Source organism: Paracoccus halophilus, from assembly GCF_000763905.1.
Classification (GTDB): domain Bacteria; phylum Pseudomonadota; class Alphaproteobacteria; order Rhodobacterales; family Rhodobacteraceae; genus Paracoccus; species Paracoccus halophilus.
This window is the reverse complement of the sequence record NZ_JRKN01000001.1, coordinates 115,014-139,299: the sequence shown is the minus strand read 5'-3', so window position 1 is coordinate 139,299 and position 24,286 is coordinate 115,014. Positions and strand designations below refer to the sequence as shown.

Here is a 24,286-nt window from a genome sequence, read left to right as displayed (position 1 = left end):
GGCAATGTCAAGCCGATGACAAAGCCACTGGTCGATGTTCGCCTTTCGTGCTAACCCTTTCAAAAAAGGACAAGAGGCATGAAGATCATCGGCATCGACCCGGGCCTGCGCAATATGGGCTGGGGCATCATCGCGGCAGAGGGGTCGCGCATGCGCCACATCGCCAATGGCATCGTCCATTCCGAGACGGGCGAACTGGGGCCGCGCCTCGCGGCGCTTTATCGCGGGCTTTGCGCGATCATCGCCGAACACCGCCCGGATGCCGCCGCCGTCGAGCAGACATTCGTCAACAAGGATGCCGTGGGCACGCTGAAACTGGGTCAGGCGCGGGGCATCGCCCTGCTGGCGCCGGCCGAGGCGGGGCTGGAGATCGGCGAATATGCCCCGAACGCGGTGAAAAAGACCGTGGTCGGCGTCGGCCATGCCGCCAAGGAGCAGATCCAGCATATGGTCCGCGTCATGCTGCCCGGGGTCGATTTCGCCGGCCCCGACGCGGCGGACGCGCTGGCCGTCGCCATCTGCCACGCCCATCACCTGCAAGGGCGCGCGCTGCGCGTCAAGGCGACCGCATGATCGGGCGCATCGCCGGCACCATCCTGCATCGCGCGCAGGATCACGTGCTGATCGACGTGCGCGGCGTGGGCTATATCGTCCATGTCAGCGAACGCACCGCCGCCGCCCTGCCCGCCGCCGGTCAGGCCGTGGCGCTTTATACCGAACTTCTGGTGCGCGAGGATCTGCTGCAACTGTTCGGTTTTCCGACGCTTCTGGAAAAGGAATGGCACCGGCTGCTGATCTCGGTCCAGGGGGTCGGGGCCAGGGTGGCGCTGGCGATCCTGGGCTCGCTGGGACCCGAGGGGCTGGCCCGCGCGCTGGCTCTGGGCGACTGGTCCGCCTTGCGCAAGGCGCCCGGCGTCGGGCCGAAACTGGCGCAGCGCATCGCCATGGAGCTCAAGGACAAGGCCCCCGCCGTCATGGCGCTTGGCGGCACGCTGACCGTCGATCCCGGCCCGCTGCCCGATGACGCTCCGGGCGACGCCCCGGCCCCGGCCGCCGCGCCCAAGGCCGCGCAGGCGGCCGGTTCCGGCGCGCAGGCCACGGCCGACGCGCTCTCGGCGCTTGGCAATCTGGGCTATGCCCCCTCCGAGGCCGCCCGTGCCGTGGCCGAGGCCGCGGCAGCGGAACCCGACGCCCCCACGGCGGCGTTGATCCGCGCGGCCCTGCGGCTGCTTGCCCCCAAGGAGTAGAAAGATGACCGGCAATATCCGCACCTTCATCCTGATGGCCGCCATGACCGCGCTGGGCATGGGCTGGCTGCTGGGCGGACAGGGCGGCGCGGTGATCGCGCTGGTCATTGCCGGGGCGGGCAATATCTGGGCCTGGTGGAACAGCGACAAGGCGGTGCTGCGCCAGCAGGGCGCGGTCGAGGTCAGCCGCAACCAGGCCCCGGAACTGGTCGACATGGTCGCCGCGCTGGCACAGCGCGCCAACCTGCCCATGCCCAGGGTCTATGTGCTGGCCACCGAACAGCCCAATGCCTTTGCCACCGGCCGCAACCCGGAAAACGCCGCAGTCGCGGTGACCCAGGGCATCCTGCAGGTGCTGAACCGCGACGAGCTGGCCGGCGTGATCGCCCATGAACTGGCGCATATCAAAAGCCGCGACACGCTGATCATGACCGTCACCGCGACCATGGCCGGCGCCATCGCCATGCTGGGCAACATGCTGATGTTCTCGTCCCTGTTCGGCGGCCGCGACGACAATCGCGGCGGCGGGCTGGCCGGCCTGCTGGCGATGATCTTCGCGCCCATGGCGGCCGGTCTGGTGCAGATGGCCATTTCGCGCGCCCGCGAATACGAGGCCGACCGCATCGGCGCCGAGATCTGCGGCCGGCCGATGGCGCTGGCCTCGGCGCTGGCCAAGATCGCCCGCGCCGCCGGCCGCAGCGTGAACATCCCGGCCGAGCGCAACCCCGCCTCGGCGTCCATGTTCATCATCAACCCGCTGCACGCCATGCGCATGGACCGGCTGTTCGCGACCCATCCCCCGACCGAGGAACGGATCGCCCGCCTGCAGGCCATGGGTGCCGGGCGCCCCGCCGCGCCCCGCGCCGCCGGGCCGTGGGGCGGCGCATGACCCGGCCCGATCCGATGCTGCGCCCCGAGCCCCTGGAGGGCGAGGCCGAGGACCGCGCCCTGCGCCCGCAACTGCTGGCCGATTTCGTGGGCCAGGCCGAGGCGCGGGCCAATCTGCGGGTCTTTATCGAAAGCGCGCGGATGCGCGGCAAGGCCATGGATCACACGCTGTTCCACGGCCCGCCCGGTCTGGGCAAGACCACGCTGGCGCAGATCATGGCGCGCGAACTGGGGGTGAATTTCAAGATGACCTCGGGCCCGGTTCTGGCCCGGGCCGGCGATCTGGCCGCGATCCTGACCAATCTGGAAGCCCGCGACGTGCTGTTCATCGACGAGATCCACCGCATGAACCCGGCGGTCGAGGAAATCCTGTACCCGGCGATGGAGGATTTCGAACTGGATCTGGTGATCGGCGAAGGCCCCGCCGCCCGCACCGTCCGGATCGAGCTGCAACCCTTTACCCTGGTCGGCGCGACCACCCGGCTTGGCCTGCTGACCACGCCCCTGCGCGACCGCTTCGGCATCCCGACCCGGCTGCAATTCTATACCGTCGAGGAACTGGACCTGATCGTGACGCGCGGCGCCCGCCTGATGGGCATCCCCTCCGAGCCCGAGGGCACGCGCGAGATCGCCCGCCGCGCCCGTGGCACGCCGCGCATCGCCGGCCGCCTGTTGCGGCGCGTGATCGACTTTGCGCTGGTCGAGGGCGACGGCCGGCTCACGCGCGAGATCGCGGACAGTTCCCTGACCCGGCTGGGCGTGGACCATATCGGGCTGGACGGCGCCGACCGTCGCTATCTGACGCTGATGGCCGAGCATTACGGCGGCGGTCCGGTGGGCGTCGAGACCCTGTCGGCCGCGCTCTCGGAAAGCCGCGACGCGATCGAGGAAGTGATCGAGCCCTATCTGATGCAGCAGGGCCTTGTCGCCCGCACCCCGCGCGGCCGCATGCTGGCGCGTCTGGGCTGGCGGCATCTGGGACTTGAGGCGCCGCGCCCGCAGGAGAGCCTGTTCGATGAATGACATGGAAGCCCGCATCCGGGCCAGCTTTGACCGCCAGAGCATGATGCGGACGCTGGGCGCGACGCTGACGGCGGTCGCGCCGGGGCAGGTCACGATCTCGGCCCCGATCCTGCCGGGCGCGCTGCAGCAGCATGGCGCGGGCCATGCCGGCCTGACCTTCAGCATCGGCGATTCCGCCGCCGGCTACGCCGCGCTCAGCCTGATGCCCGAGACGGCCGAGGTGATGACGGTCGAGATGAAGATCAACCTGATGTCCCCGGCCCTGGGCGAATCCCTGATCGCCGAGGGCCGCGTCATCCGCCCCGGCCGCCGCATTCTGGTGGTCGCCGCCGATGTCTGGGCCGTCACCGGCGCGAGCCGCAAGCATGTCGCCATGCTGCAGGGAACGATGATCCCGGTCTAGGGTTTACGCCCCGCCGCAAGCAGGCGATCCTCCTGGGCGATGAAATGCTCCATCATCAGCCGCCACAGGCTTTCGGCCAGATCGGCGTCGAAACCCTGCGCCCGGGCCAGTCGCCGGGCATTCGCGGCGACCTCTTCGACGCGGCTGTCGATCCGCGCGGGCAGGCCCTCGCGCGCCTTGATCCGCGCGGCCTCGTCGATCAGGGCCGAGCGTTCCGCCAGAAGCGCGATCAGCCGCGCATCCAGCGCATCGATCCGCGCGCGCAATCCATGCATTGCGGAATCGACGGCAACAATCGGTTCATCAGGGGTCATGGCATTGACCTAGCCGGGATGGCGCCGCGCGGAAATAGGTGACTTTGCGAAACAAGGCCCCGGCTGCAAGCGCCGGCCGGGGCCTTCCTGTCCCGATCACCCCTGCGGCTGCGGCGCCGGGTCGTTGGCGGGCTTGACCGCGCCCGCGCGCGGGACCGAGCTTACCGAAGGAATGGCCGAGCCCGGCATGTCGTCGTCGCCACCCAGCGGTTCGCCACGGATGATCTTGCCGATATCCTCGCCGGTCAGGGTCTCGTATTCCAGCAGGCCCTTGGCGAGACGCTCGAACTCTTCCTCTTTCTCGATCAGGATGCGATAGGCCTCCTGATATCCCTCCTCGATCAGGTCGTGGACTTCCTTCTCGATCAGTTCCTTGGTCGCGGCCGAGACCGAGAAGCCGCCGGTATTGCCGGAATAGCCCTCATGCGCCTCGGCATAGTCGATATTGCCGACCTTGTCGGACATGCCCCAACGCATCACCATGGCACGGGCCAATTGGCTGGCCTGCTGGATATCGCCGGCGGGGCCGTTCGACACGCCCTCGGCCCCGTATTTGATGATCTCGGCGGCCTTGCCGGCCATGGTCATGGCCAGTTTCTGCTTGGCCTCGTCCTTGTGATAGTTCAGCCGATCCATTTCCGGCAGGCTGACCACCATGCCAAGCGCGCCGCCGCGCGGGATGATCGTCGCCTTGTAGACCGGATCGCATTTCGGCAGGCTCAGCCCGACAATGGCGTGACCGGCCTCGTGATAGGCGGTCTTTTCCTTTTGCTCGGGCGTCAGCACCATGGAGCGGCGTTCCACGCCAAGCATGACCTTGTCCTTGGCGTTCTCGAAATCCTCCATGGCAACGAAACGGCGACCGATCCGGGCAGCCATCAGCGCCGCCTCGTTGACCAGGTTCATCAGATCCGCGCCCGAGAAACCGGGCGTGCCGCGGGCGATGATGCGCAGATCCACATCGGGGCCGACCGGCACCTTGCGGCTGTGCACGGCGAGGATCTTTTCGCGCCCCTTGATGTCGGGGTTCGGGACATAGATCTGCCGGTCGAAACGGCCGGGGCGCAGCAGCGCCGGGTCCAGAACGTCCTTGCGGTTGGTGGCGGCGATGATGATGACGCCTTCGTTGGCGTCAAAGCCGTCCATTTCCACCAGCAACTGGTTCAGGGTCTGTTCGCGTTCATCATTGCCGCCGCCGATGCCGACGCCGCGGGCGCGCCCCACCGCGTCGATCTCGTCGATGAAGACGATGCAGGGGGCGGATTTCTTGGCCTGTTCGAACATGTCGCGCACCCGGCTGGCGCCGACGCCGACGAACATCTCGACGAAATCCGAACCCGAAATGGTAAAGAAGGGCACGCCCGCCTCGCCGGCGATGGCGCGGGCGAGCAGCGTCTTGCCGGTGCCGGGCGGGCCGACCAGCAGCGCGCCTTTGGGGATCTTGCCGCCCAAGCGGCTGAATTTCTGCGGGTTGCGCAGGAATTCGACGATCTCCTCAAGCTCTTCCTTGGCCTCGTCGATGCCGGCCACGTCATCGAAGGTCACCCGGCCGTGCTTTTCCGTCAGCAGCTTCGCGCGCGATTTGCCAAAGCCCATGGCGCCGCCCTTGCCGCCGCCCTGCATGCGGTTCATGAAGAAGATCCAGACCCCGATCAGCAGGATGAAGGGCAGCCAGACGCCCAAGAGCGACATGAAGCCCGATTGCTGCTGGCGCTCGACCTTTACCTCGACCTCCTTCTGGATCAGCATATCGGCGATTTCCTCGCCCTGCGGGCGGACGGTGGTGAACTGCTTGCCGTCCTTGGCGGTGATGGCGATCTGCTCGCCGTCGATGACGACGGCGCTGACCTGATCCTGTTCCACCCGCTGGATGAAATCCGAATAGCTGATCTGGCGGCTGTTCATCTGTGCCGATCCGTCGCTGAACAGGTTGAACAGCGCCAGGATCATCAGGAACAGAACCACCCAGAAGGCGATGTTGCGCGCATTGCCCAAAGGCGTATCCTCCGCGGGTAAAAGGCTTTGCTCTGAAAATAGGGATTCCGGCGTCAGGTTCAATGTGTATAGAGCATGGCGCGAAAATCACAAAGACCGCGCAAGGGCTGCGCGCAGGGACCGTCGCCCGCCGGGATCAGCGGCGCGGCGACCAGCTCGGTGCCCGCCCAGATGCCGGGACCGGCGGCAAGCTCGTCCCGGCCCAGCCCGGCGCCGCGCCAGCCCAGCCCGGGCAGCAGGTCATAACCCAGGGCCCGCACGACCCAGCCGGGCCGCAGGCCGCGCAGGCGCCAGCGACGGTCCCAGACGGCGTTTCCCGCGGCGTCGGGCCGCGCCTCGGGGCTGCGCGCGGCGGCGGCGGGTTCGCGGATCATGCGCAGGAAACCGCCGCCGGTCTCGGCGATCACGCCGTCAAGCGTCAGCCGCGCGCCGCCGGGCAAGGCGTCTAACGCATGCAGCACCTGTTCGCGCCGGGCGGGATAATCGGCGCCGGTGACGAATCGCAGCCCTGCGACAAGAAGCCGCCGCCGGATCTCGGCCGGCGCGTCACGGAACGCGTCCCAGGGCAAATCCAGCGCGCCGGCCCGCACCCGCGCGCCCTGCGCCGCCTGCGCCGCGAAATGCTGCAACGCATCGCGCGCCATGGCCAGATTCTCGGCCGATTGCGCCAGTTGCCGCGCAGGCAGATCAAGCGCCGCCAGCGCCTTGCGGGTACGGATGCGGTCGAAATCCCGGTTCTGGTTCGACGGGTCCTCGACCCAGGTCACGCCGCGCGCGCGCAGCCAGTCGCGCAGATCGGCGCGCGATACCGCCAGCATCGGCCGCAGCCAGCACAGGCCATGGCTGCGGCGCAGGGGCACCATGCCCGACAGCCCGTCGATCCCCGCGCCCCGGCCCAGCCGCATCAGCAGGGTTTCGGCCTGATCGTCGAGGGTATGGCCCAGCAGCACCGCGTCGAGCCCATGGCGCCGCGCCCAGTCCGAGATCAGCCGCAGCCGCGCCTCGCGCGCCGCCGCCATCAGGTTGCCGCCGCCCTCGCGGCTCCAGACCAGGGTGTCATGCGAAATGCCAAGCGCGGCCGCTGCCATGCCCGCCTGCCGCGCCTCGTCCGCCGAGTCGGGGCGCAAGCCGTGATCGACCGTCACCGCCTTCAGCGTCAGGCCCGAGCGCCGCGCCCAATCATGGGCCAGATGCATCAGCGCGGTGGAATCGCCGCCGCCCGACAGGGCGATGCCAAGGCCGGGAAAGTCGCCCGCCAGACGGTCCAGCGCGGCATGAACCACGGCCGCGACCGGCCCGGGCTCAGCCGTCATTCAGCAGATCCGCCGCCGCCTCGGGGTCCAGGCCTTCATCCGCGCCCTCGATCAGGGCCATGCAATCGGCCCCGACCATGCGCCTTGCCGCTTCGCCGGCCTGAGCCGATTCCGGAAAGCGGGTGGTGATTTCCTGCAGATAATAGCAGCCCTCCTGCGGGCCGCCCCTGGCCTGCATGGCCCGCGACAGTCCCAGCAGGGCATCGGCAGCCTGCGCGCCATCGGGATTGGCCGCGAAGCTTTCCAGCCAGGCGATCCCGGCGCCTTCCAGATCGCCGGCGGCATCCAGCGCCTGGCCGCGCAGAAACAGCGACTGCGCGGTCAGCGGGCCGCCAGCATGGGTTTGGGCGACGGCCGCGAAGAGCTCCGCAGCACGGTGAAAGTCACCCTGACCGAGCACCTCCCGGGCCCGGTCGAAATCGGCCTGTTCCGCCGCCGTCGCGGCAACCCCGGCCGAAGGGGTGGGGGCCGCACCAAGCGCGCCCTGCTGGTCGGACATCGGCATGGGGGCGGACGAGCCCGCGCCCTGATCGCCCAGTGTCGGCGTGGTCAGGCTGCCCAGATCGCAGCCTTCCTCCATCTCGCAGAGGCGAAACTCGATATCGCCGATGCGGGTGGTTCCGTCGCGCACGACACGGTCGATCTGGTTCTGCAGCCGCTCGGTCTGGCCGGTCAGCTGCGCCAGCCGCGCCTCGATCGCGTTCATCCGGTCGATGGCACTGTCGCCGCCCGCCGCCGCGAAGCCCGCCGGACCCGAGGCCACCATCTGCGCGCGCAGCCCCTGCAGGTCGGCGGAAAGCCGGCTCAGCTCGGCCCGGATATCCGCCAGCGTCTGCGCGTCCTGCGCCAGAGCCGGCAGCCCGGCCAGCGCCAGCCCGGCCGCCAGCAACAGCGATCTGAGACGCGAAGCTGCCATCACATGCCCGCTCCGGGGGCAACCACCGTCACCGCGCGGCGGTTCTGGGAATAGCACTCTTCGGTCGAGCAGACCGCCAGCGGGCGCTCCTTGCCGTAGCTGACCGTGCGCAGCCGGCCCGGCGGTATACCCTGCGAGATCAGGTATTCCTGGACCGAACTGGCGCGGCGCGCGCCCAGTGCGATATTGTATTCGCGCGTGCCCTGTTCGTCGGCATGACCTTCGATCACGGCGGAAAAGCCCTGATTCTGGCTCAGCCAGCCGGCCTGGCCGCTCAGCGTGGCGCGCGCCTCGGGCGACAGGGTGGACTGATCGACGGCAAACAGCACCGTATCGCCGACATTCGCCTTGAAATATTCGGCCGTGCCGGGCAGGGCGCTGGCGCCCACGCCGCCGGCCCCGGCACCGCCCGAATAGGGGTCCTGCACCATCATGTCCTGCGCCGGGCGCGCGCATGCCGCCAGCCCCAGAATGGCGGTGACCGCCGCGATCTTAACCATGGTATTCATATTCTGTCCCGTCTCGCAATTCTAGGGCAGCAGCGGACCCCAGTCGGGGTCCGAGGCCGCGCCGCTGATCTGTACCGGGCGCATGTTGCGCCCCGTGATATCCACCGAATGCAGGCGCGGCTGGCCATCGCCGCCCGGAGTCACGCGGGTGAACATCACCACGCGCCCATTGGGGGCCCAAGTCGGGCCCTCGTCAAGGAACGATTGCGTCAGCATTTTTTCCTCGGACCCATCGATGCGCATGACGCCGATATGGAACTTGCCGCTGACCTGGCGGGTAAAGGCGATCAGGTCGCCGCGCGGCGACCAGACCGGCGTGCCATAGCGCCCCTCGCCAAAGCTGATGCGCCGGGGTTCGCCGCCGCTCGCGGCCATGATATAGAGCTGCGGCGTGCCCGAGCGGTCGGATTCAAAGACGATCTGGCGGCCGTCCGGGCTGTAGCTGGGCGAGGTCTCGATCGAGGGCGCATTGGTCAGCGCCCGCTGCGCGCCGGTCGCGGCGTCCATCTGGTAGATATCGGTATTGCCGCCCTGTTCCAGCGAATAGACGATCCAGCGCCCGTCGGGCGAGAAACGCGGCGAAAAGCTCATCCCCGGCTGCTGCCCCAGCGAGCGCACCGCCAGCGTGTTGACATCCATCAGCATCGCCTTGGGAAAGCCCGAGGCATATGAGGTGTAAAGCAGCCGCGAGCCATCCGGCGAAAAGCGCGGCGCCAGCACCAGCGCGCTGTCATCGGTCAGCCATTTCGTATTGGCGCCGTCGTAATCCATCACGCCGATGCGCTTGCGGCGCGCATCCTTGGGGCCGCTTTCCTGCACGAAGGCCACGCGGCTGTCGAAATAGGGCCCCTCGCCGGTCAGCCGGGCATAGACCTGATCGGCGGCCTTGTGCGCCGCGCGCCGCCAGTTGCCGGTGCCGGCCTCGAACTGCATGCCGTCGCCAAGCGGCTGGCCGGCAAAGACGTCGAACAGGCGGAACTTGACGATCACCCGGCCGCCCTGAACCCGGACCGCGCCGGTGATCAGCGCCTGGGCATTGATCGCCTTCCAGTCCTCGTAGGATACCGGCGCCTCGAAGCTGTCGCGCCGCGCGATATGGGCATTGGCCGGGATTTCGCGAAACAGGCCGGTGCCGGTCAGATCGGCGGCGATCAGCGCCTGGACCTGGCGCAGATAATCGCCCGCGCCGCCTTCGTCATGGAAGGTCGCGATGGCAAAGGGCATCGGCTCGATCACCCCGTCGGTGATCTCGATCCGCAGGGGGCCGTCCTGCGCCGTGGCAGGTGCCGCCATGCCCAGCCCGGCCAGCGCCATGGCAGAGGTCAGAAGAAAGTTACGCAACATGTTTCGCCCTTTTAAGGTCAGGGTTGCAGGATAGATGGCTGCGCGGAGGGATACCATGGGCGGCACTACTGAACCCGGGCGCCGCCACTGGCGTTGAAGTCGATGATGACATCCTTCCAGCGGTTGTATTTTTCCGGCGGCAAGCTGTAGCCGCCCTTTTCGCACATCAGGATCGCGCGGCGCGCCGCCTCATAGGCCTGTTTCGCCGCCGCCTCGGAACCGCCCTGCGCGCCGATCATCCGCAACGAGCCCTTTTCCACCCTGCCATCCGGCGACATCGCGAACCGGACCGAGACGGTGGTACGGCTGGCCTCGGTCGAGAGCGAGCCGCGATTCCAGCAGCTTTCGACCGCGATGCGGAAGCCGTCCTTTTCGCCCTGGCTCAGCGGCGGGCCATTCGCGGCGGCGCCGCCCCCGCCCGAGCCGCCCGAGCCCTGATCCTGCATCGCCTCTGCCAGCGCGGCGCGCTTGGCCTCTTCGGCGGCGGCGCGGCGCTCGGCCTCTTCCCTGGCCCTGGCGGCGGCTGCGGCTTCGGCGGCGGCCTTTTCCGCAGCGGCTTTCTTCTCGGCCTCGCGGCGGGCGCGGGTCTCGGCTTCTGCTTTTTCGGCCGCTGCCTTCTCGGCGGCAGCCTGTTCGGCAGCCTTGCGTTCGGCGGCCTGACGACGCTCAGCCTCGGCCCGTTTCTCGGCGGCGGCGGCCTCCTTGGCCGCAGCGGCTTCGGCCGAGGCCTGACGGCGGGCGCGTTGCTCGGCGGCCTCGGCCTTGCGGGCGGTCTCGGCCGCGGCTTCGCGCCGTTCGGCTTCGCGGCGCTCGTCCCGGGCGCGTTCCTCGGCGGCGCGGCGCGCGGCCTGTTCCTGCGCGCGCTCGGCGGCGGCACGCTCATCTGCGGCCTCGGCGGCCTCACGCGCAAGGGCGGCCTCGCGCTGACGCGCCGCCTCGGCAGCCTGACGGCGGGCCTGCACGGCCTCGGCCAGCCCTTCGGGACGGCCACGCGGACGCGCGGAGTCCTGCGGCGCCAGCGCGGAACGCTGCGGCACCGGCTCGGGCGATTGCGGCTGCTGCGCGGGATTTCGCGCGGGATCGGGGCGGTCGGTCTGCTGCGGCAACGAAGCCAGCTCGACCGCCTCGGCCGGCTGCGCCGGCTGCGGCGCATCGGTCGCCACCGTCACCGGCGCGCGCGGCGTCTGGATATCCGACAGGTCGGGCCGCGCCTCGGGCCGGGCCGAGGGAACCGGGAGTTCCGCCGCCCGCTGGTCGGGATCGGGCGGGCTGGCCGATTCGGGCGCACCAAGGCGATTCTCGTCGGCGGGCGGGCGGGGCTGTGCCGGGGTCACGGCGGCAAGGTCCGAAACCGGCCCGCGCCCGGCCGCAGCGGCGGCAAGCGACTGGAACTCGGCCTCGGACATGGTCGCGACCTCGGACATGCGGACGGCCTCCAGCGGCTGCGGCCGGAACAGCGCGCCGCCGGCAAGCGCCGCGCCCAGCAGGCCGGCATGGGCAACGCCCGAGACCCAGAAACCGATGCGATCCGCCCGATCCATGATCCTAGCCGTCCGTGCCGGCGTCCATCCGCGGCCCGCCGGCCTCGGTCACCAGGACGATATTGTTGAAGCCCGCCGCGTTCAGCGCCCCCATCACCTCCATGATCCGGGCATAGGGAATCGCGCCGTCGGCGCGCAGATAGATCTTGTCGCTCTGGCGTTCCTCGGCCACGGCGCGCAGGCGGGTGACCAGTTCCTCCTCAGGGACCTCGGTGGTCATCACCATGATCGGCCCTTCCGGCGTGACCGAGACGCTCAGCGGCTCCTCCGGCTCGGCCGGGACCGCCTGCGCGGCGGTCTTGGGCAGTTCCAGCGGCACGCCCACGGTCAAAAGCGGCGCCGCGACCATGAAGATGATCAACAGCACCAGCATCACGTCCACAAAGGGCGTGACGTTGATTTCCGCCATCGGCTGGGTCCGCGCCCGTCCCCTGCCCTTGCGGCTGCGTTTCACCACCCCGGCCGCCATCTATTCGTCATCCAGCTGACGCGACAGGATGGTCGAGAACTCATCCGCGAAGGCTTCCTGATTGCCCACCAGCCGGTCGGAATCGGAACTGAGCTTGTTGTAAAAGATCACCGCCGGAATCGCGGCCAGCAGGCCAAGCGCTGTGGCCACCAGCGCCTCGGCAATGCCCGGCGCGACCACGGCAAGCGAGGTATTCTGCGAAATTGCGATCTCCTCGAAGGCGGTCTTGATGCCCCAGACGGTGCCGAACAGCCCGATAAAGGGCGCGGTCGAGCCGACCGTGGCCAGAAACGGCAGGCCGCTGGTCAACCGGTCATTCTCGCGGCTGATCGCCACGTTCATCGCCCGGTCGATCCGCGCGGTGGCCCCGGCGATCAGGTTGCCGTCATCGCGATGGCTGCGCCGCCATTCGGTCATGCCGGCGGCAAAGATACGCTCGGACGGGCCCGAGGGATTGTCGCCCATGCGGTCGTAAAGATCGTCGAGCGGCTGCCCCGACCAGAAGGCCCGGTCGAAACGGTCGGCATCGCGCCGCGCGGCGGCAAAGGTGATGAATTTCCGGATGATGATCGCCCAGGCCCAGAACGAGCCCAGAATCAGGATCACCATGACGATCTGCACCGTCAGCGAGGCGCGCGCGAAAAGCGCGATCAGCGAAAAATCGACCGGCTGCCCGGCTGCAGCAAGTTGTTCCATGGAGTATTGCCTGTCCTTTGGGCCGCCTGCTGGGCGGCTTCTGCCAGCGCAACTAGCAGAACCGCGGCGGCGGACAAAGCCCCGCGCACGTCAATTCTGCGTCAATTCCGGGCGAGGCCCTGCGCCCGCAGCACCTGCGCCGCATCCGCGGGAATCCGCGCCGGCCGCCCGGTGCCGGAAATGCAGACCACCGTGACCCGCGCCGAAAACAGCGCCTTGCCGGCGCGCGCAACATGCTGATCCAGCACGACCCGCGCCGGGCTCAGCGCATGCAGCAGGGTTTCGACCTCCAGCTGATCGTCGAACCGCGCCGGGGAAAGGTAATCCGCCTCAACGCGCCGGACGGCAAAGAAAAGCCCCGCTGCTTTCATGGCGACCTGATCCACGCCAAGCTCGCGCAGCCATTCCGAACGCGCGCGCTCGATGAATTTCAGATAATTCGCGTAATAGACGATCCCGGCAAGGTCGGTATCCTCGTAATAGACACGGATCGGGAAACGGTGCATGGCGGCTCGGGTCCGAATTCTCGCAAGGGGTATCCCCGTCGCCCGGGGCGGCTCGGCCAAAGGATATTGGGCGAGGACAGCCGCCGAAAGGCCTAATTCGCCAGCCGCGCCGCCAGCCGCAGAGCGTGCGAAGGATCCTGCGCAACTTTCGGCAGCACGGGGTCGTAAGCCGCGCGGATCAGCACGGCCAGCTGCGGGCCGGGAACGACATCGCACGCGAAAGTCAGCGTCGAGCGGACGGCAATGGTCTCGGCCAACTGCCCGGGATGGGCATCGGCCAGCCTGCCGCCCATGTTGACAAAGCTGATGCAGACGCGGATCGCGCCATCGGGATCGAATCGAAACAGCCGGTACTGATCGGCCCCCTGCGCCCGCAGCCTGGCCGGCAGATCCGGCCGCCCGGTCAGCCGGTCAAGATCGGGCACCCCCGCCAGCTCGTCCCACCCCCGCAGGAAAAAAGTCATCATGTTCGCGCCCATCTCGGGATCGGTCTCGGCCAGAGGATGGCCGGCATGATGATAGACGGCGCGGGTCGCCTCGCGAAAGATCGCCAGGCTCTCATCGGAAAGGCCGAATATGACCGGCGCGACCGGCCGGCCCCAACGGGCGCACAGATAGCGGCCGTCGCGTGTGAACAGTTCGGTGATCCGCGCCACCCCCAGCGAGGTCTCATTCTCTTTCATGGCAAATATCCTCGGGGGTGAATTGCGGCGAAAGCCGCAAGAGGGGGCAGACAGCCCCCTCGGCCCTCGCAACCGGCGCCTAGCCGATGATGGTCGCCTCGGTCGCGGCGCGCAGCTCTGCCTCGGTGACGCCATCGGCGGTCTCGACGATCCGCAGCCCGCCATCGACCACATCGAGAACGCCCAGATTGGTGATGATGCGGTCCACCACGCCCTTGCCGGTCAGCGGCAGGGTGCATTCCTTCAGCACCTTCGATTCGCCATGCTTGTTGGTGTGGTCCATGACGACGATCACGCGGCCGACGCCAGCGACCAGATCCATGGCGCCGCCCATGCCCTTGACCAGCTTGCCGGGGATCATCCAGTTCGCGAGATCGCCGTTCTCGGCCACCTCCATCGCGCCCAGGATCGCCGCCGCGATCTTGCCGCCGCGGATCATGCCAAAGCTGGTGGCGCTGTCGAAATAGCTGGTCCGGGCCAGTTCGGTGATCGTCTGCTTGCCGGCATTGATCAGATCCGGGTCCTCTTCGCCCTCATAGGGGAACGGCCCCATTCCCAGCATGCCGTTTTCGGATTGCAGCGTGATGTCCTTGTCGCCGACATAGTTCGCCACCAGCGTCGGAATCCCGATGCCAAGGTTCACATACATGCCGTCTTCCAGCTCCTGCGCGGCGCGCTCGGCCATTTGATTGCGGTCCCATGCCATGGATCAGGCCTCCTCACGCTTGCGGGTGGTGCGCTGTTCGATGCGCTTTTCGTGCTCGCCCTGGATGATCCGGTGCACATAGATGCCGGGCAGATGAATCAGGTCGGGATCGATGCTGCCGCGCGGCACGATTTCCTCGACCTCGGCGATGCAGACGCGGCCGCACATCGCGGCCGGCGGGTTGAAATTGCGCGCCGTCTTGCGGAAAATCAGGTTGCCCGTATCGTCGGCCTTCCAGGCCTTGACGATGGACAGATCCGCCACGATCCCGCGTTCGAGGATATAGGTCTCGCCGTCGAAATCGTGATGCTCCTTGCCCTCGGCGATCACGGTGCCGACGCCGGTCTTGGTGTAGAAACCGGGGATGCCCGAACCGCCGGCCCGCATCCGCTCGGCCAGGGTGCCCTGGGGGTTGAACTCCAGTTCAAGCTCTCCCGACAGGTACTGGCGCATGAATTCCGCATTCTCGCCGACATAGGAGGAAATCATCTTCTTGATCTGGCGACTGTCCAGCAGCTTGCCCAGGCCGAAGCCATCGACACCGCAATTGTTGCTGGCGACCGTCAGATCCCTGGTGCCGGCCCGCAGGATGCCATCGATCAGCAGTTCGGGGATCCCGCACAGGCCAAAGCCCCCCGCCGCGATCAGCATGCCATCCCTGAGAAGCCCGTCCAGCGCGGCATCCGCGCTCTCATAGACCTTTTTCATGCTTTCCTCCAATGTTGGACAGGGCTGTTGTGGCCAGTTTCAGAAACCAAGTCAACGCAGGCCCCGGCGATTGGCGCGTCCCACCCCCGCGCCGGGCGGGGAGGATCTGGGAGAATCAGGATGAACATCATCGAATTGCGGCGGATCTATGATCCCGCGCCGGCCGGCGAAGGCCAGAGGGTGCTGGTCGACCGGCTCTGGCCGCGCGGCGTCAGCCATGCGGAACTGGGCGAGGATACGCCCTGGCTCAAGGACATCGCCCCCTCGGATGAGTTGCGCCACTGGTTCGGCCACGATCCCGCGAAATGGGACGAATTCCGCCGCCGCTATGCCGCTGAACTGGACGCCAATCTAGGCCCGGTGCGGGAATTGCGCGACCTGATCGCCAGGGGGCCGGTCACGCTGCTATATGCGGCAAAAGACACGCAGCACAACAATGCCGTCGCGCTGCGTGAATATCTGGCTCAATAGCCAAGCGTCGCCGCATCGGGCCGGCGCGGGTCGGATGCGCCGTAAAGCGCGCCGGTCGCCGGATCGCGCATGATCGACTGGGTCGAGCCCATCGCATCCTTCAGCGCGATATTGTGCCCCTTGGCCTGCAAGAGCCGGGTGGTGTCCATACTGATCCCCTCCTCCACGCGCAGTTCATCGGGCAGCCACTGGTGATGGACGCGCGGCGCGGTCGAGGCCTCGGCCACGTTCATGCCATGATCGATCATGTTCATCACCACCTGCAGGACCGTGGTGATGATCCGCGCGCCCCCGGGCGAGCCGGTGACCAGCCAGACCTGCCCGTCCTTCAGCACCATGGTCGGCGTCATCGAGGACAGCGGCCGCTTGCCCGCCTGAATCGCATTGGCATCGCCGCCGATCAGGCCAAACCCGTTGGGCGTGCCCGGCTTGGCCGAGAAATCGTCCATCTCATTGTTCATCAGGATGCCGGTACCCTCGGCCACCAACCCCGAGCCATAGCTGAAATTGATCGTATAGGTGTTCGAGACCGCATTGCCGTCCTTGTCCACGACCGAGAAATGCGTGGTCTGGTCGGATTCGTAGGGCGTCAGATCGGCCGGCCTGATCTGCGCGGCGGGACGGGCGAAATCGGCGCTGATCTGCGCGCGCATGGCCGCCGCGTAATCCTTGCTGGTCAGTTCGGCCACCGGCACATCGACGAAATCGGGATCGCCCAGATATTCGGAACGGTCCGCATAGGCCAGCTTCATCGCCTCGGCCATCAGGTGGATCGTCTCGGACGAGTTCTGGCCAAGCGCGCCGATGGGATAGCCCTCAAGCGCGTTCAGGATCTGGATCAGATGCACCCCGCCGGACGAGGGCGGCGGCATCGAGACCACCTCATAGCCGCGATAGCTGCCGCGCACGGGATCGCGTTCGACGACCTTGTAGGCGGCCATGTCCTCGGGCGTGATAAGCCCGCCATCGGCCTGCACCGCGCTGGCAATCGCCTGCGCCACCTCGCCCTTGTAAAACCCGTCCGGCCCCTCGGCCGCGATCTTTTTCAGCGTCTTCGCCAGATCGGCCTGCACCAGCGTTTCGCCGGGGCGATAGCCCGATCCGTCCGGCTTGAAGAAAATCGCCATGCTGGCGGGGTATTTCGACATCTGCTCGCGCGCGGCTTCCAGACTGTCGGCCAGATCGGGGGTGACGATCATGCCCTCCTCGGCCAGGCGGATCGCGGGGGCGATCACATCGGCCCATTCCATGGTGCCGTATTTTTCCAGCGCCAGGCGCATGCCCGCGACCGTCCCCGGCACGCCCGAGGACGCACCGCTGTAAAGCGACTTGTCGCTGTCCGGCTCTCCGTCCTCGCCCAGGAACATGTCCCGCGACGCGCCCGAGGGCGCCATTTCGCGATAATCGATGGCGTGGGTCTGGCCGGTTTCGGCGTCATGGATCAGCATGAAGCCGCCGCCGCCGATATTGCCCGCGCGCGGCAGGGTCACGGCCAGCGCGAAGGCCACCGCGACGCCGGCATCGACCGCATTGCCGCCCTGTTCCATGATGTCCCGCCCGATGGCGGCGGCCAGATGCTCCTGCGCCGAGACCATGCCGCTTTGCGCCCAGACCGGATGGATACGGTCCAGCGAATCGAAAATCGCGCCGGCCTCCTGCGCGGATGCCGCGGCGGTCAGCAGCGGAAATATGGCCAGTGCCGCAGCACCGGCCCGCAATGTCGTCCTGATCATGGCCTTCCCTCCCGTTTCCGTGAGGTCAGGCTAGCACCACGATTTTTCCCGTCAAACGCGAATAAGCGCGCCGGTCACCCCTCGGCGGCCTTTGGCGCGGCTTTCTTCGCGGGCTTTTTCGCGGCCGGTTTCCTGGCGGCGGCCTTCTTGGCCGCTGGCTTTTTCGCCGCCGTTTTCGCCGCCGGCTTCTTGCCCGATTTCGCGGCCTTGGCGGCGATCAGTTCCAGCGCTTTCTCCATGGTGACATCGCCGGGTTCCAGATCGCGCGGCAGGGTGGCGTTGACCTTGGCCCATTTGACATAGGGGCCGTAGCGCCCGTTCATCACCTGCACCGGCCCGCCCTCGGGATGCTCGCCCAGTTCCGCCAGCGGCGCGGCCGCCGCCGCCCGCCCCCGCGTCGGTTTCGAGGCCAGCACCTCGACCGCGCGGTTCATGCCGATGGTGAAGACCTCATCGACATCGGGCAGATTGGCATATTTCGAACCGTGCTTGACATAGGGGCCATAGCGGCCGATCCCGGCCTCGACCGCGACGCCATCCTCGGGATGCGGGCCGATCTCGCGCGGCAGGGCCAGCAGCGCCAGCGCCCGTTCCAGATCGACCGAAGCCACGTCCCAGCCCTTGGGGATCGAGGCGCGGGGCGGCTTCGGCACCTCTTCGGTCGCCTCGCCGCGCTGGACATAGGGACCGAAACGGCCGTTCTTCAGGCTGATCTCATCGCCATTGTCGGTGCCCAGAACCGTGTCGCCCACGACCTCGGCATCGGGGCTGCCCAGGGGCCGGGTAAAGCGGCATTCGGGATAGTTTCCGCAGCCGATGAAGGCGCCGCCCGAACGCGCGGTCTTCAGATGCAGCCGGCCCTTGCCGCATAGCGGGCATTCACGCGGGTCCGTCCCGTCGGCGCGCGGCGGATAAAGATGCGGCGCAAGTGCATCGTCGATGGCCTCCAGCACCTCGGTAATGCGCAGCTCGCTGGTGCCCTCCAGCGCGGCGGTGAAATCGCGCCAGAAGCGCCGCAGCACCTCGCGATAGGCCCGCTCGCCCGAGCTGATATCGTCCAGCTCGCCCTCGAGATTGGCGGTAAAATCGTAGCTCACATAGCGCGGGAAATATTCGCGCAGAAAGATCGTGACCAGCCGGCCCTTGTCCTCGGGGATCAGGCGGTTCTGTTCCTTGCGGACGTAATCGCGATCCTGAATCGTGGTGACGATGCTGGCATAGGTCGAGGGGCGGCCGATGCCCAGCTCTTCCATGCGCTTGACCAGCGTGGCCTCGGTATAGCGCGGCGGCGGCTGGGTGAAATGCTGCTCGGGGCTGATCGAGCGCTTGGCCGCGGCCTCGCCCTCGGCGATCTGCGGCAGACGGCGGCTGTCCTCGTCCTCCTCGTCGTCGCGGCCCTGATCGTAGACCTTGAGGAAGCCGTCGAACAGCATCACTTGCCCGTTGGCGCGCAGGCCCACCTGCCCGTCGGCGGAGGCGATCTCGACCGTGGTGCGCTCCATCCGCGCGGATTCCATCTGGCTGGCAATGGTGCGCTTCCAGATCAGGTCGTAAAGCGCGCGCTGATCCTTTTCCGAGACCGGCAGCTTGTCGGGCGAACGCATCATGTCGGTGGGCCGGATGCATTCATGCGCTTCCTGCGCGTTCTTGGCCTTGTTCTTGTACATGCGCGGCGATTTCGGCAGGTATTCCTCGCCAAAGCGCGCCTCGATCGCATCACGCGCCGCCATCACCGCCTCGGGCGCCATGTCGATGCCATCGGTCCGCATATAGGTGATGTGACCGGCCTCATAGAGCCGCTGCGCCGCCGACATGCAGGCCCGCGCGCCAAGGCCCAGCTTGCGGCTGGCCTCCTGCTGCAGGGTCGAGGTCATGAAGGGCGGCCAGGGATTGCGGCTGGCGGGCTTGGCGGTGACGCTCGCGACCGTCAGATCGCGCGCGGCAATGGCCGAGACGGCCAGCATCGCCTCTTTCTCGGTGGCGATGTCGAAACGTTCCAGCTTCTTGCCGCCGAAAACGGTCATGGTCGCGTCGAATTCATCGCCGCGCGGGGTCGCAAGGCGGGCATGGACCGACCAGTATTCGCGGGCCTTGAAAGCCTCGATCTCCATCTCGCGATCGACAATGATGCGCAGCGCGACGGACTGCACCCGCCCGGCGGATTTCGCGCCGGGCAGCTTGCGCCACAGCACCGGCGACAGATTGAAGCCGACCAGATAATCCAGCGCCCGGCGCGCCAGATAGGCATCGACCAGCGGCTGGTCGATCTGGCGCGGCCTCGCCATCGCCTCGCTGACAGCATTCTTGGTGATCGCGTTGAAGGTGACGCGGCTGACCTCGGCCCCCTTTTTCAGGGCCGGCGCCAGGGCCTCCAGAAGGTGCCAGGAGATCGCCTCGCCCTCGCGGTCGGGGTCGGTGGCCAGGATCAGGTTCGGGTCGGTTGCCAGCGCGTCCCGGATCGCCTTGACATGCTTTTTCGAATCCGAAGCGATTTCCCATTTCATGGCGAAATCATTCTCGGGATCGACGCTGCCATCCTTGGGCGGCAGGTCGCGCACATGCCCGAACGAAGCCAGAACCGTATAGTCGTCGCCCAGATATTTGTTGATCGTCTTGGCCTTGGCCGGGGATTCGACAACGACGACTGGCATGAAAATTCCTTCGCGATGATTCGGCCCGGGAAAATGGGCAACCCTCAGCGAACTGTCAACGCCACCCTTTGCGCATGCCCGGATATGCCGTGGCGGCCGGGGGGCTGCGAACCCCCCGCTGCAGTCGATCAGATGCCGTCGCCGACAAAGGCCTTTTCGACAACGAATTCCTTGGGATCGCTGTTCGCGCCCTCGCGCAGGCCGAACCCTTCCAGCACCGCTTTCACATCGGTGTTGAAGGCCAGGCTGCCGCAGATCATTGCGCGGTCATTCGCCGCATCCATCGCCGGCAGGCCCAGATCGGCGAATACCTTGCCCGAAGTCAGGTTGTCGGTGATCCGCCCCATCAGCGGCCCATCCTCGCGCGTGGTCGTCGGGTAGTACAGCAGCCGCTCGGCAAAGCTTTCGCCGTAAAGCTCGGACAGCAGGGGATCGTGCCTCAGGTTTTCGACCAGTTCGCGGCCATAGGCCAGTTCCTCGGCGGTGCGGCAGGTATGCATCATGATGACCTGCCCGTAACGCTCATAGGTTTCGGGGTCGCGCATCAGCGACGCAAAGGGCGCAAGCCCGGTGCCGGTGGCCAGAAACCACATCCGCTTGCCCGGCAGCAGCGCGTCAAGGACCAGCGTGCCCACGGGCTTGGGCCGCAGGATGATCTGATCGCCCGGCTGGATGTTCTGCAGCTTCGAGGTCAGCGGCCCGTCCGGCACCTTGATCGAATAGAATTCCAGCTCATCGTCCCAGTTGGGCGAGGCGATGGAATAGGCGCGCAGGACCGGCTTGCCGTTATCACCCGGCAGACCGATCATCACGAATTCGCCCGAGCGAAAGCGCAGGGAAGCGGGCCGCGTCACGCGAAACGAGAAAAGCATGTCCGTCCAGTGCCTGACCGAGGTCACGGTCTGGGCGTCGGGCAGGGTCTTGGCGGGTTTTGCAGCAACGTCGGCCACGGAAAGATCCAGTGTCATGTCAGGGTCCCGTGTTGTCTATGTCAATGTGAGGGCAAGCGAAAGCCCGGCTCAGCCGGTCAGGCGCGACCGATGGTCCCAGTCCTGCCAGTCGGCGCGGAACAGCCATTGCTCCTCGGGCTGGCGTTCGGCCAGGGCGGCGGGGATGCGCACCTCGTCGAAGCCGACGCGGCGGGCCATGGCGTATTGATCCGCGATCAGCCCGCCCACGGCGCGCAGCCGGCCCTTGTAGCCCAGCTGTCGCAGGCGGCGGGCGATGGAAAAGCCGCGCCCGTCGGTCATCGCCGGGAACTCGATGGCCAGCAGCTCGTGATCCAGATGCTCCTCAAGCGATTTCAGGTCGGTATCGGCGGTCAGCACCACCGGCTCGGCGCCGTCATCGGGGTGGAATCCGTCATCGCGGACAAGGAAATATTCGCTCATGCATTCGCTCCTGTGCGGACCATCCTGCCGCCGATGAAATGGATGCCGCATTCGGTCTTCTGGCTGCCACGCCAGCGCCCGGCGCGCGGATCCTCGCCCGGTTTCACCGGCGAAGTGCAGGGCGCGCAGCCGATCGAGGGATAGCCCTTGGCGACCAGCGGATGGCGTGGCAGGTTGTTCTCGGCCATGTATTCCTGCACGTCGCCGGCGCGCCAATGCGCCAGCGGGTTGATGCGCAGCCGGTGCGGAGGCTCGGATTCAAAGAATTCCAGATCGGTCCGCTGCCCGCCCTGAAAGCGCTTGCGGCCGGTGATCCAGGCATCGAATTCCGACAGGGCGCGTTCCAGCGGCTGCGTCTTGCGGAAATCGCAGCAGGCATCGGGATTGACCTGATGCAGCGTGCCGTCGGGATCGTTCAGCGCCACCTCGCGTTCCGTCGCGCGGATCACCCGGACATCGGTCAGGCGCAGCTTTTCCGTGACCTCAAGCTGATAGGCCAGCGTTTCGGGAAACAGCATCTGCGTGTCGATGAACAGCACCGGCGTGCCCGGCGCCACGACGCTGACCATATGCAGGAGCACCACCGATTCCGCCCCGAACGAGGATACGAGCGCGGTCTGGCCCAGATCGGGGTCCCGCAGCGCGCGGCGCAGCACCTCGGTCGCGGCATGGTGGCGATAACGCGCGTTCAGCCTTGCGGCGCGGGCATCCAGCGTCTGATCAAGCATTGGCCGGATACAGCGCCGCCTTGAACGGCGCCACCCCCAGACGGCGATAGGTGTCGATGAACCGTTCATCGGGGCCTTCGCGCAGTTCCAGATAGGCGTCCATCACCCGGTCGATGGCGGGCACCACCTCATCGGCCGGGAAGCCGGCGCCGGCGCGCTGGCCCAGCGTCGGGATCTCGTAGCCGTCGCCGCCAAGCGTGATCTGGTAATTCTCGACGCCTGCGCGGTCCAGGCCCAGGATGCCGATATGGCCCAGGTGGTGATGGCCGCAGGCATTGATGCAGCCCGAGATGCGGATCTTCATCTCGCCGATATCGTCCTCAAGGCCGCGGGCGCGGAAATGCGCGGCGATATCCTTGGCGATCGGGATCGAGCGCGCGGTGGCCAGCGTGCAGTAATCCATCCCCGGGCAGGAGATGATGTCCGAGATCTTGCCGGCATTGGCGGTGGCCAGCCCCGCCTCGCGCAGGGCGGCATAAATTTCGGGCAGATCGGCCTTGCGCAGATGCGGCAGCACGATGTTCTGGTCGTGATTGATGCGGATATCGCCATGGCCGAAACGCTCGGCCAGATCGGCGATCAGGCGCATCTGCGCCGAGGTCGCGTCGCCCGGCGTGACCCCCGGCGCCTTGAGCGTGACGGTCGCGCTGGCATAGCCCGGAATGCGGTGCTCGTGCAGGTTGGTATCGGTCCAGGACCGGAAACCCGGATTCGCGGCGCGCGCGGCCTCATAGGCCTCGGTCGGGGCGTCGCGGAACTCGGGCGCGGCGAATTCCGCGCGCAGCCCGGCCAGAATTTCCTGGTCGAAGCCCGAGAACTCGGCCCGGCGGCGGACAAACTCTTCCTCGATATCGGCGCGCATGGCGTCCAGGCCGCGTTCCATCACCGTGATCTTGATCCGCGCCTTCCACTTGTTGTCGCGGCGGCCGGTCAGGTTATAGGTGGACAGGATCGCCTCGATATAGGGCAGCAGATCGGCCTGGGGCAGGAATTCGCGCACCACCTGGCCCAGGATCGGCGTGCGGCCCAGCCCGCCGCCGATCCAGACCTGGAAGCCGCGCTCGCCATCCTGTTCGACGATGCGCAGCCCGATGTCATAGGCCGAAACGGCCGAGCGGTCCTGTTTCCCGGCCGAGACCGAGATCTTGAACTTGCGCGGCAGGAACTGGAATTCCGCGTGATCGGTGGACCAGCGGCGCAGCAGCTCGGCCCAGGGGCGCGGATCCTCGATCTCGTCGGCGGCAGCACCGGCAAAGGCGTCGGCATTGATATTGCGGATCGTATTGCCCGAGGTCTGGATGCTGTGGATGCCGACCGAGGCCAGCGCCTCGAGCGCGTCGGGAATATCGACCAGTTTCGGCCAGTGATACTGGATATTGGTGCGGGTGGTGAAATGGCCGTAGCCGCGATCCCAGGTATCGGCGACATGGGCCAGCATGCGCATCTGATCGGGGTTCAGCGTGCCGTAAGGGATCGCCACGCGCAGCATATAGGCATGCAGCTGCAGATAGACGCCGTTCTTGAGCCGCAGGGGACGGAACTCCTCCTCGGTCAGGCTGCCGTCCAGACGGCGCTGCACCTGCTGGCGGAACTGCGCCACGCGGTGGTGCAGATATTCGCGGTGCTGGTCATTGTGCTGGGGACGCGCGTCAAACATGGCTGGCCTCGAATTCGGCTTGCTGATCGTCGGTATAGTTGGTCGGGCCGGTGCGGCGGAATTCCTCGCGGAAATGCGTCGGCTCGGGGCGGCCATCGGCGCCGCGACGGGCCTCGACCAGATAGGGCCCCACCACGGTGCCAGCCTGCGAAATGGCGTTGAGCAGCGCCAGTTCGGCGATGGCCTGATCCTCGTAAAGCTCGGCCTGGCTCGGATCGGCGGTCCAGCTGTCATCGCGCATCCAGACGCAATGCCCCATGCGCAGATCGTTCGCGGTAATGACGCCGGGGGTCGCCGGAGATGGGGTGAAGCCCTTGGACATGGCCTTTGCCTTTCGATTTGCTTGCGCCGAATATAGGAAAAAATCCCCCATATTGACGAGTGGGGCAAAAAA

Annotated in this window: 26 protein-coding genes; 6 read left to right on the top strand and 20 right to left on the bottom strand. The window is 67.2% G+C overall.

The features are described 5' to 3' along the window. The first annotated feature begins 78 nt into the window (after positions 1 to 78). The 5 genes from ruvC to IT41_RS00670 are packed head-to-tail and all read left to right on the top strand — an operon-like array spanning position 79 to position 3,561. Positions 79 to 573 carry a crossover junction endodeoxyribonuclease RuvC gene (gene ruvC / locus IT41_RS00690; RefSeq protein WP_036737904.1) on the top strand — a complete coding sequence of 165 codons (495 nt, stop codon included), beginning with the start codon at positions 79 to 81 and terminating at the stop codon, positions 571 to 573. Beyond that, complete coding sequence (gene ruvA / locus IT41_RS00685; protein WP_036737901.1) at positions 570 to 1,247, top strand: Holliday junction branch migration protein RuvA; 678 nt, start codon at positions 570 to 572, stop codon at positions 1,245 to 1,247. Before ruvC ends, ruvA begins: the two co-directional genes overlap by 4 nt. A 4-nt stretch (positions 1,248 to 1,251) precedes the next feature. Then, complete coding sequence (locus tag IT41_RS00680) at positions 1,252 to 2,136, top strand: M48 family metalloprotease (protein ID WP_036737898.1); 885 nt, start codon at positions 1,252 to 1,254, stop codon at positions 2,134 to 2,136. Continuing rightward, positions 2,133 to 3,158 carry a Holliday junction branch migration DNA helicase RuvB gene (gene ruvB / locus IT41_RS00675; protein WP_036738158.1) on the top strand — a complete coding sequence of 342 codons (1,026 nt, stop codon included), beginning with the start codon at positions 2,133 to 2,135 and terminating at the stop codon, positions 3,156 to 3,158. The genes IT41_RS00680 and ruvB overlap by 4 nt, the downstream gene beginning before the upstream one ends. Then, a complete protein-coding gene (locus IT41_RS00670) occupies positions 3,151 to 3,561 on the top strand; it encodes a PaaI family thioesterase (protein WP_036737897.1) in 411 nt (136 codons plus the stop codon). Before ruvB ends, IT41_RS00670 begins: the two co-directional genes overlap by 8 nt. Here IT41_RS00670 and IT41_RS00665 read toward each other — a convergent pair. The 13 genes from IT41_RS00665 to IT41_RS00605 all read right to left on the bottom strand — a co-directional run bounded on the left by IT41_RS00665 (position 3,558) and on the right by IT41_RS00605 (position 15,261). After that, positions 3,558 to 3,875, bottom strand: a complete 318-nt coding sequence (locus IT41_RS00665) for a chorismate mutase (RefSeq protein ID WP_036737896.1) — start codon at positions 3,873 to 3,875, stop codon at positions 3,558 to 3,560. The genes IT41_RS00670 and IT41_RS00665 overlap by 4 nt on opposite strands. A gap of 96 nt (positions 3,876 to 3,971) precedes the next feature. Next, on the bottom strand, positions 3,972 to 5,870 hold the full coding sequence (gene ftsH / locus IT41_RS00660) for an ATP-dependent zinc metalloprotease FtsH (RefSeq protein ID WP_036737895.1): 1,899 nt from the start codon (positions 5,868 to 5,870) through the stop codon (positions 3,972 to 3,974). A 59-nt stretch (positions 5,871 to 5,929) separates the two neighbouring features. Beyond that, entirely contained in the window at positions 5,930 to 7,183 is a 1,254-nt protein-coding gene (gene tilS, locus IT41_RS00655) for a tRNA lysidine(34) synthetase TilS (protein WP_036737894.1), read from the bottom strand. Beyond that, positions 7,173 to 8,099 carry a tetratricopeptide repeat protein gene (locus IT41_RS00650; RefSeq protein ID WP_036737892.1) on the bottom strand — a complete coding sequence of 309 codons (927 nt, stop codon included), beginning with the start codon at positions 8,097 to 8,099 and terminating at the stop codon, positions 7,173 to 7,175. Before IT41_RS00650 ends, tilS begins: the two co-directional genes overlap by 11 nt. After that, positions 8,099 to 8,608: a peptidoglycan-associated lipoprotein Pal gene (gene pal, locus IT41_RS00645; protein WP_036737890.1), complete on the bottom strand. Its 510-nt coding sequence runs from the start codon at positions 8,606 to 8,608 to the stop codon at positions 8,099 to 8,101. The genes IT41_RS00650 and pal overlap by 1 nt, the downstream gene beginning before the upstream one ends. Positions 8,609 to 8,629: 21 nt before the next feature. Next, positions 8,630 to 9,952: a Tol-Pal system beta propeller repeat protein TolB gene (gene tolB, locus IT41_RS00640; RefSeq protein WP_036737889.1), complete on the bottom strand. Its 1,323-nt coding sequence runs from the start codon at positions 9,950 to 9,952 to the stop codon at positions 8,630 to 8,632. Between the two features lie 65 nt (positions 9,953 to 10,017). Further along, positions 10,018 to 11,493: a hypothetical protein gene (locus tag IT41_RS00635; protein WP_036737888.1), complete on the bottom strand. Its 1,476-nt coding sequence runs from the start codon at positions 11,491 to 11,493 to the stop codon at positions 10,018 to 10,020. Between the two features lie 4 nt (positions 11,494 to 11,497). Then, a complete protein-coding gene (locus tag IT41_RS00630; protein WP_036737887.1) occupies positions 11,498 to 11,962 on the bottom strand; it encodes an ExbD/TolR family protein in 465 nt (154 codons plus the stop codon). Beyond that, the gene (tolQ, locus tag IT41_RS00625; RefSeq protein WP_036737886.1) at positions 11,963 to 12,658 is read right to left on the bottom strand and encodes a protein TolQ; all 696 of its coding nucleotides are present in this window, start codon (positions 12,656 to 12,658) and stop codon (positions 11,963 to 11,965) included. 101 nt (positions 12,659 to 12,759) lie between these two features. Further along, positions 12,760 to 13,164, bottom strand: coding sequence for a tol-pal system-associated acyl-CoA thioesterase (ybgC, locus tag IT41_RS00620; protein WP_036737885.1), 405 nt, complete (start codon positions 13,162 to 13,164; stop codon positions 12,760 to 12,762). 92 nt (positions 13,165 to 13,256) lie between these two features. Further along, complete coding sequence (locus IT41_RS00615; protein ID WP_036737883.1) at positions 13,257 to 13,847, bottom strand: hypothetical protein; 591 nt, start codon at positions 13,845 to 13,847, stop codon at positions 13,257 to 13,259. 79 nt (positions 13,848 to 13,926) lie between these two features. Then, positions 13,927 to 14,553, bottom strand: a complete 627-nt coding sequence (locus IT41_RS00610; protein ID WP_036737882.1) for a CoA transferase subunit B — start codon at positions 14,551 to 14,553, stop codon at positions 13,927 to 13,929. 3 nt (positions 14,554 to 14,556) lie between these two features. Next, positions 14,557 to 15,261 (bottom strand): CoA transferase subunit A, encoded by a 705-nt coding sequence (locus IT41_RS00605; RefSeq protein ID WP_036738155.1) that lies wholly within the window; start codon positions 15,259 to 15,261, stop codon positions 14,557 to 14,559. A gap of 120 nt (positions 15,262 to 15,381) precedes the next feature. Between IT41_RS00605 and IT41_RS00600 the strand changes: the two genes are divergently transcribed. Then, the gene (locus IT41_RS00600) at positions 15,382 to 15,732 is read left to right on the top strand and encodes a DUF488 domain-containing protein (RefSeq protein WP_036737881.1); all 351 of its coding nucleotides are present in this window, start codon (positions 15,382 to 15,384) and stop codon (positions 15,730 to 15,732) included. On the opposite strand, the gene ggt is transcribed toward IT41_RS00600, so the two are convergent. The 7 genes from ggt to IT41_RS00565 form a co-directional block, all read right to left on the bottom strand. Then, entirely contained in the window at positions 15,726 to 17,465 is a 1,740-nt protein-coding gene (gene ggt, locus IT41_RS00595; protein WP_052081212.1) for a gamma-glutamyltransferase, read from the bottom strand. The two genes, IT41_RS00600 and ggt, sit on opposite strands and share 7 nt — an antisense overlap. Positions 17,466 to 17,539: 74 nt before the next feature. Then, the gene (gene topA / locus IT41_RS00590; protein WP_036737880.1) at positions 17,540 to 20,116 is read right to left on the bottom strand and encodes a type I DNA topoisomerase; all 2,577 of its coding nucleotides are present in this window, start codon (positions 20,114 to 20,116) and stop codon (positions 17,540 to 17,542) included. Positions 20,117 to 20,244: 128 nt separating this feature from the next. Next, positions 20,245 to 21,084, bottom strand: coding sequence for a ferredoxin--NADP reductase (locus tag IT41_RS00585; RefSeq protein WP_036737879.1), 840 nt, complete (start codon positions 21,082 to 21,084; stop codon positions 20,245 to 20,247). Between the two features lie 51 nt (positions 21,085 to 21,135). Next, positions 21,136 to 21,507, bottom strand: a complete 372-nt coding sequence (locus IT41_RS00580; protein ID WP_036737873.1) for a DUF934 domain-containing protein — start codon at positions 21,505 to 21,507, stop codon at positions 21,136 to 21,138. Beyond that, positions 21,504 to 22,235: a phosphoadenylyl-sulfate reductase gene (locus tag IT41_RS00575; protein ID WP_036737872.1), complete on the bottom strand. Its 732-nt coding sequence runs from the start codon at positions 22,233 to 22,235 to the stop codon at positions 21,504 to 21,506. Before IT41_RS00575 ends, IT41_RS00580 begins: the two co-directional genes overlap by 4 nt. Next, complete coding sequence (locus IT41_RS00570) at positions 22,228 to 23,892, bottom strand: nitrite/sulfite reductase (RefSeq protein ID WP_036737869.1); 1,665 nt, start codon at positions 23,890 to 23,892, stop codon at positions 22,228 to 22,230. Before IT41_RS00570 ends, IT41_RS00575 begins: the two co-directional genes overlap by 8 nt. Beyond that, positions 23,885 to 24,214, bottom strand: a complete 330-nt coding sequence (locus IT41_RS00565) for a DUF2849 domain-containing protein (RefSeq protein ID WP_036738151.1) — start codon at positions 24,212 to 24,214, stop codon at positions 23,885 to 23,887. Before IT41_RS00565 ends, IT41_RS00570 begins: the two co-directional genes overlap by 8 nt. Positions 24,215 to 24,286: the final 72 nt, after the last annotated feature.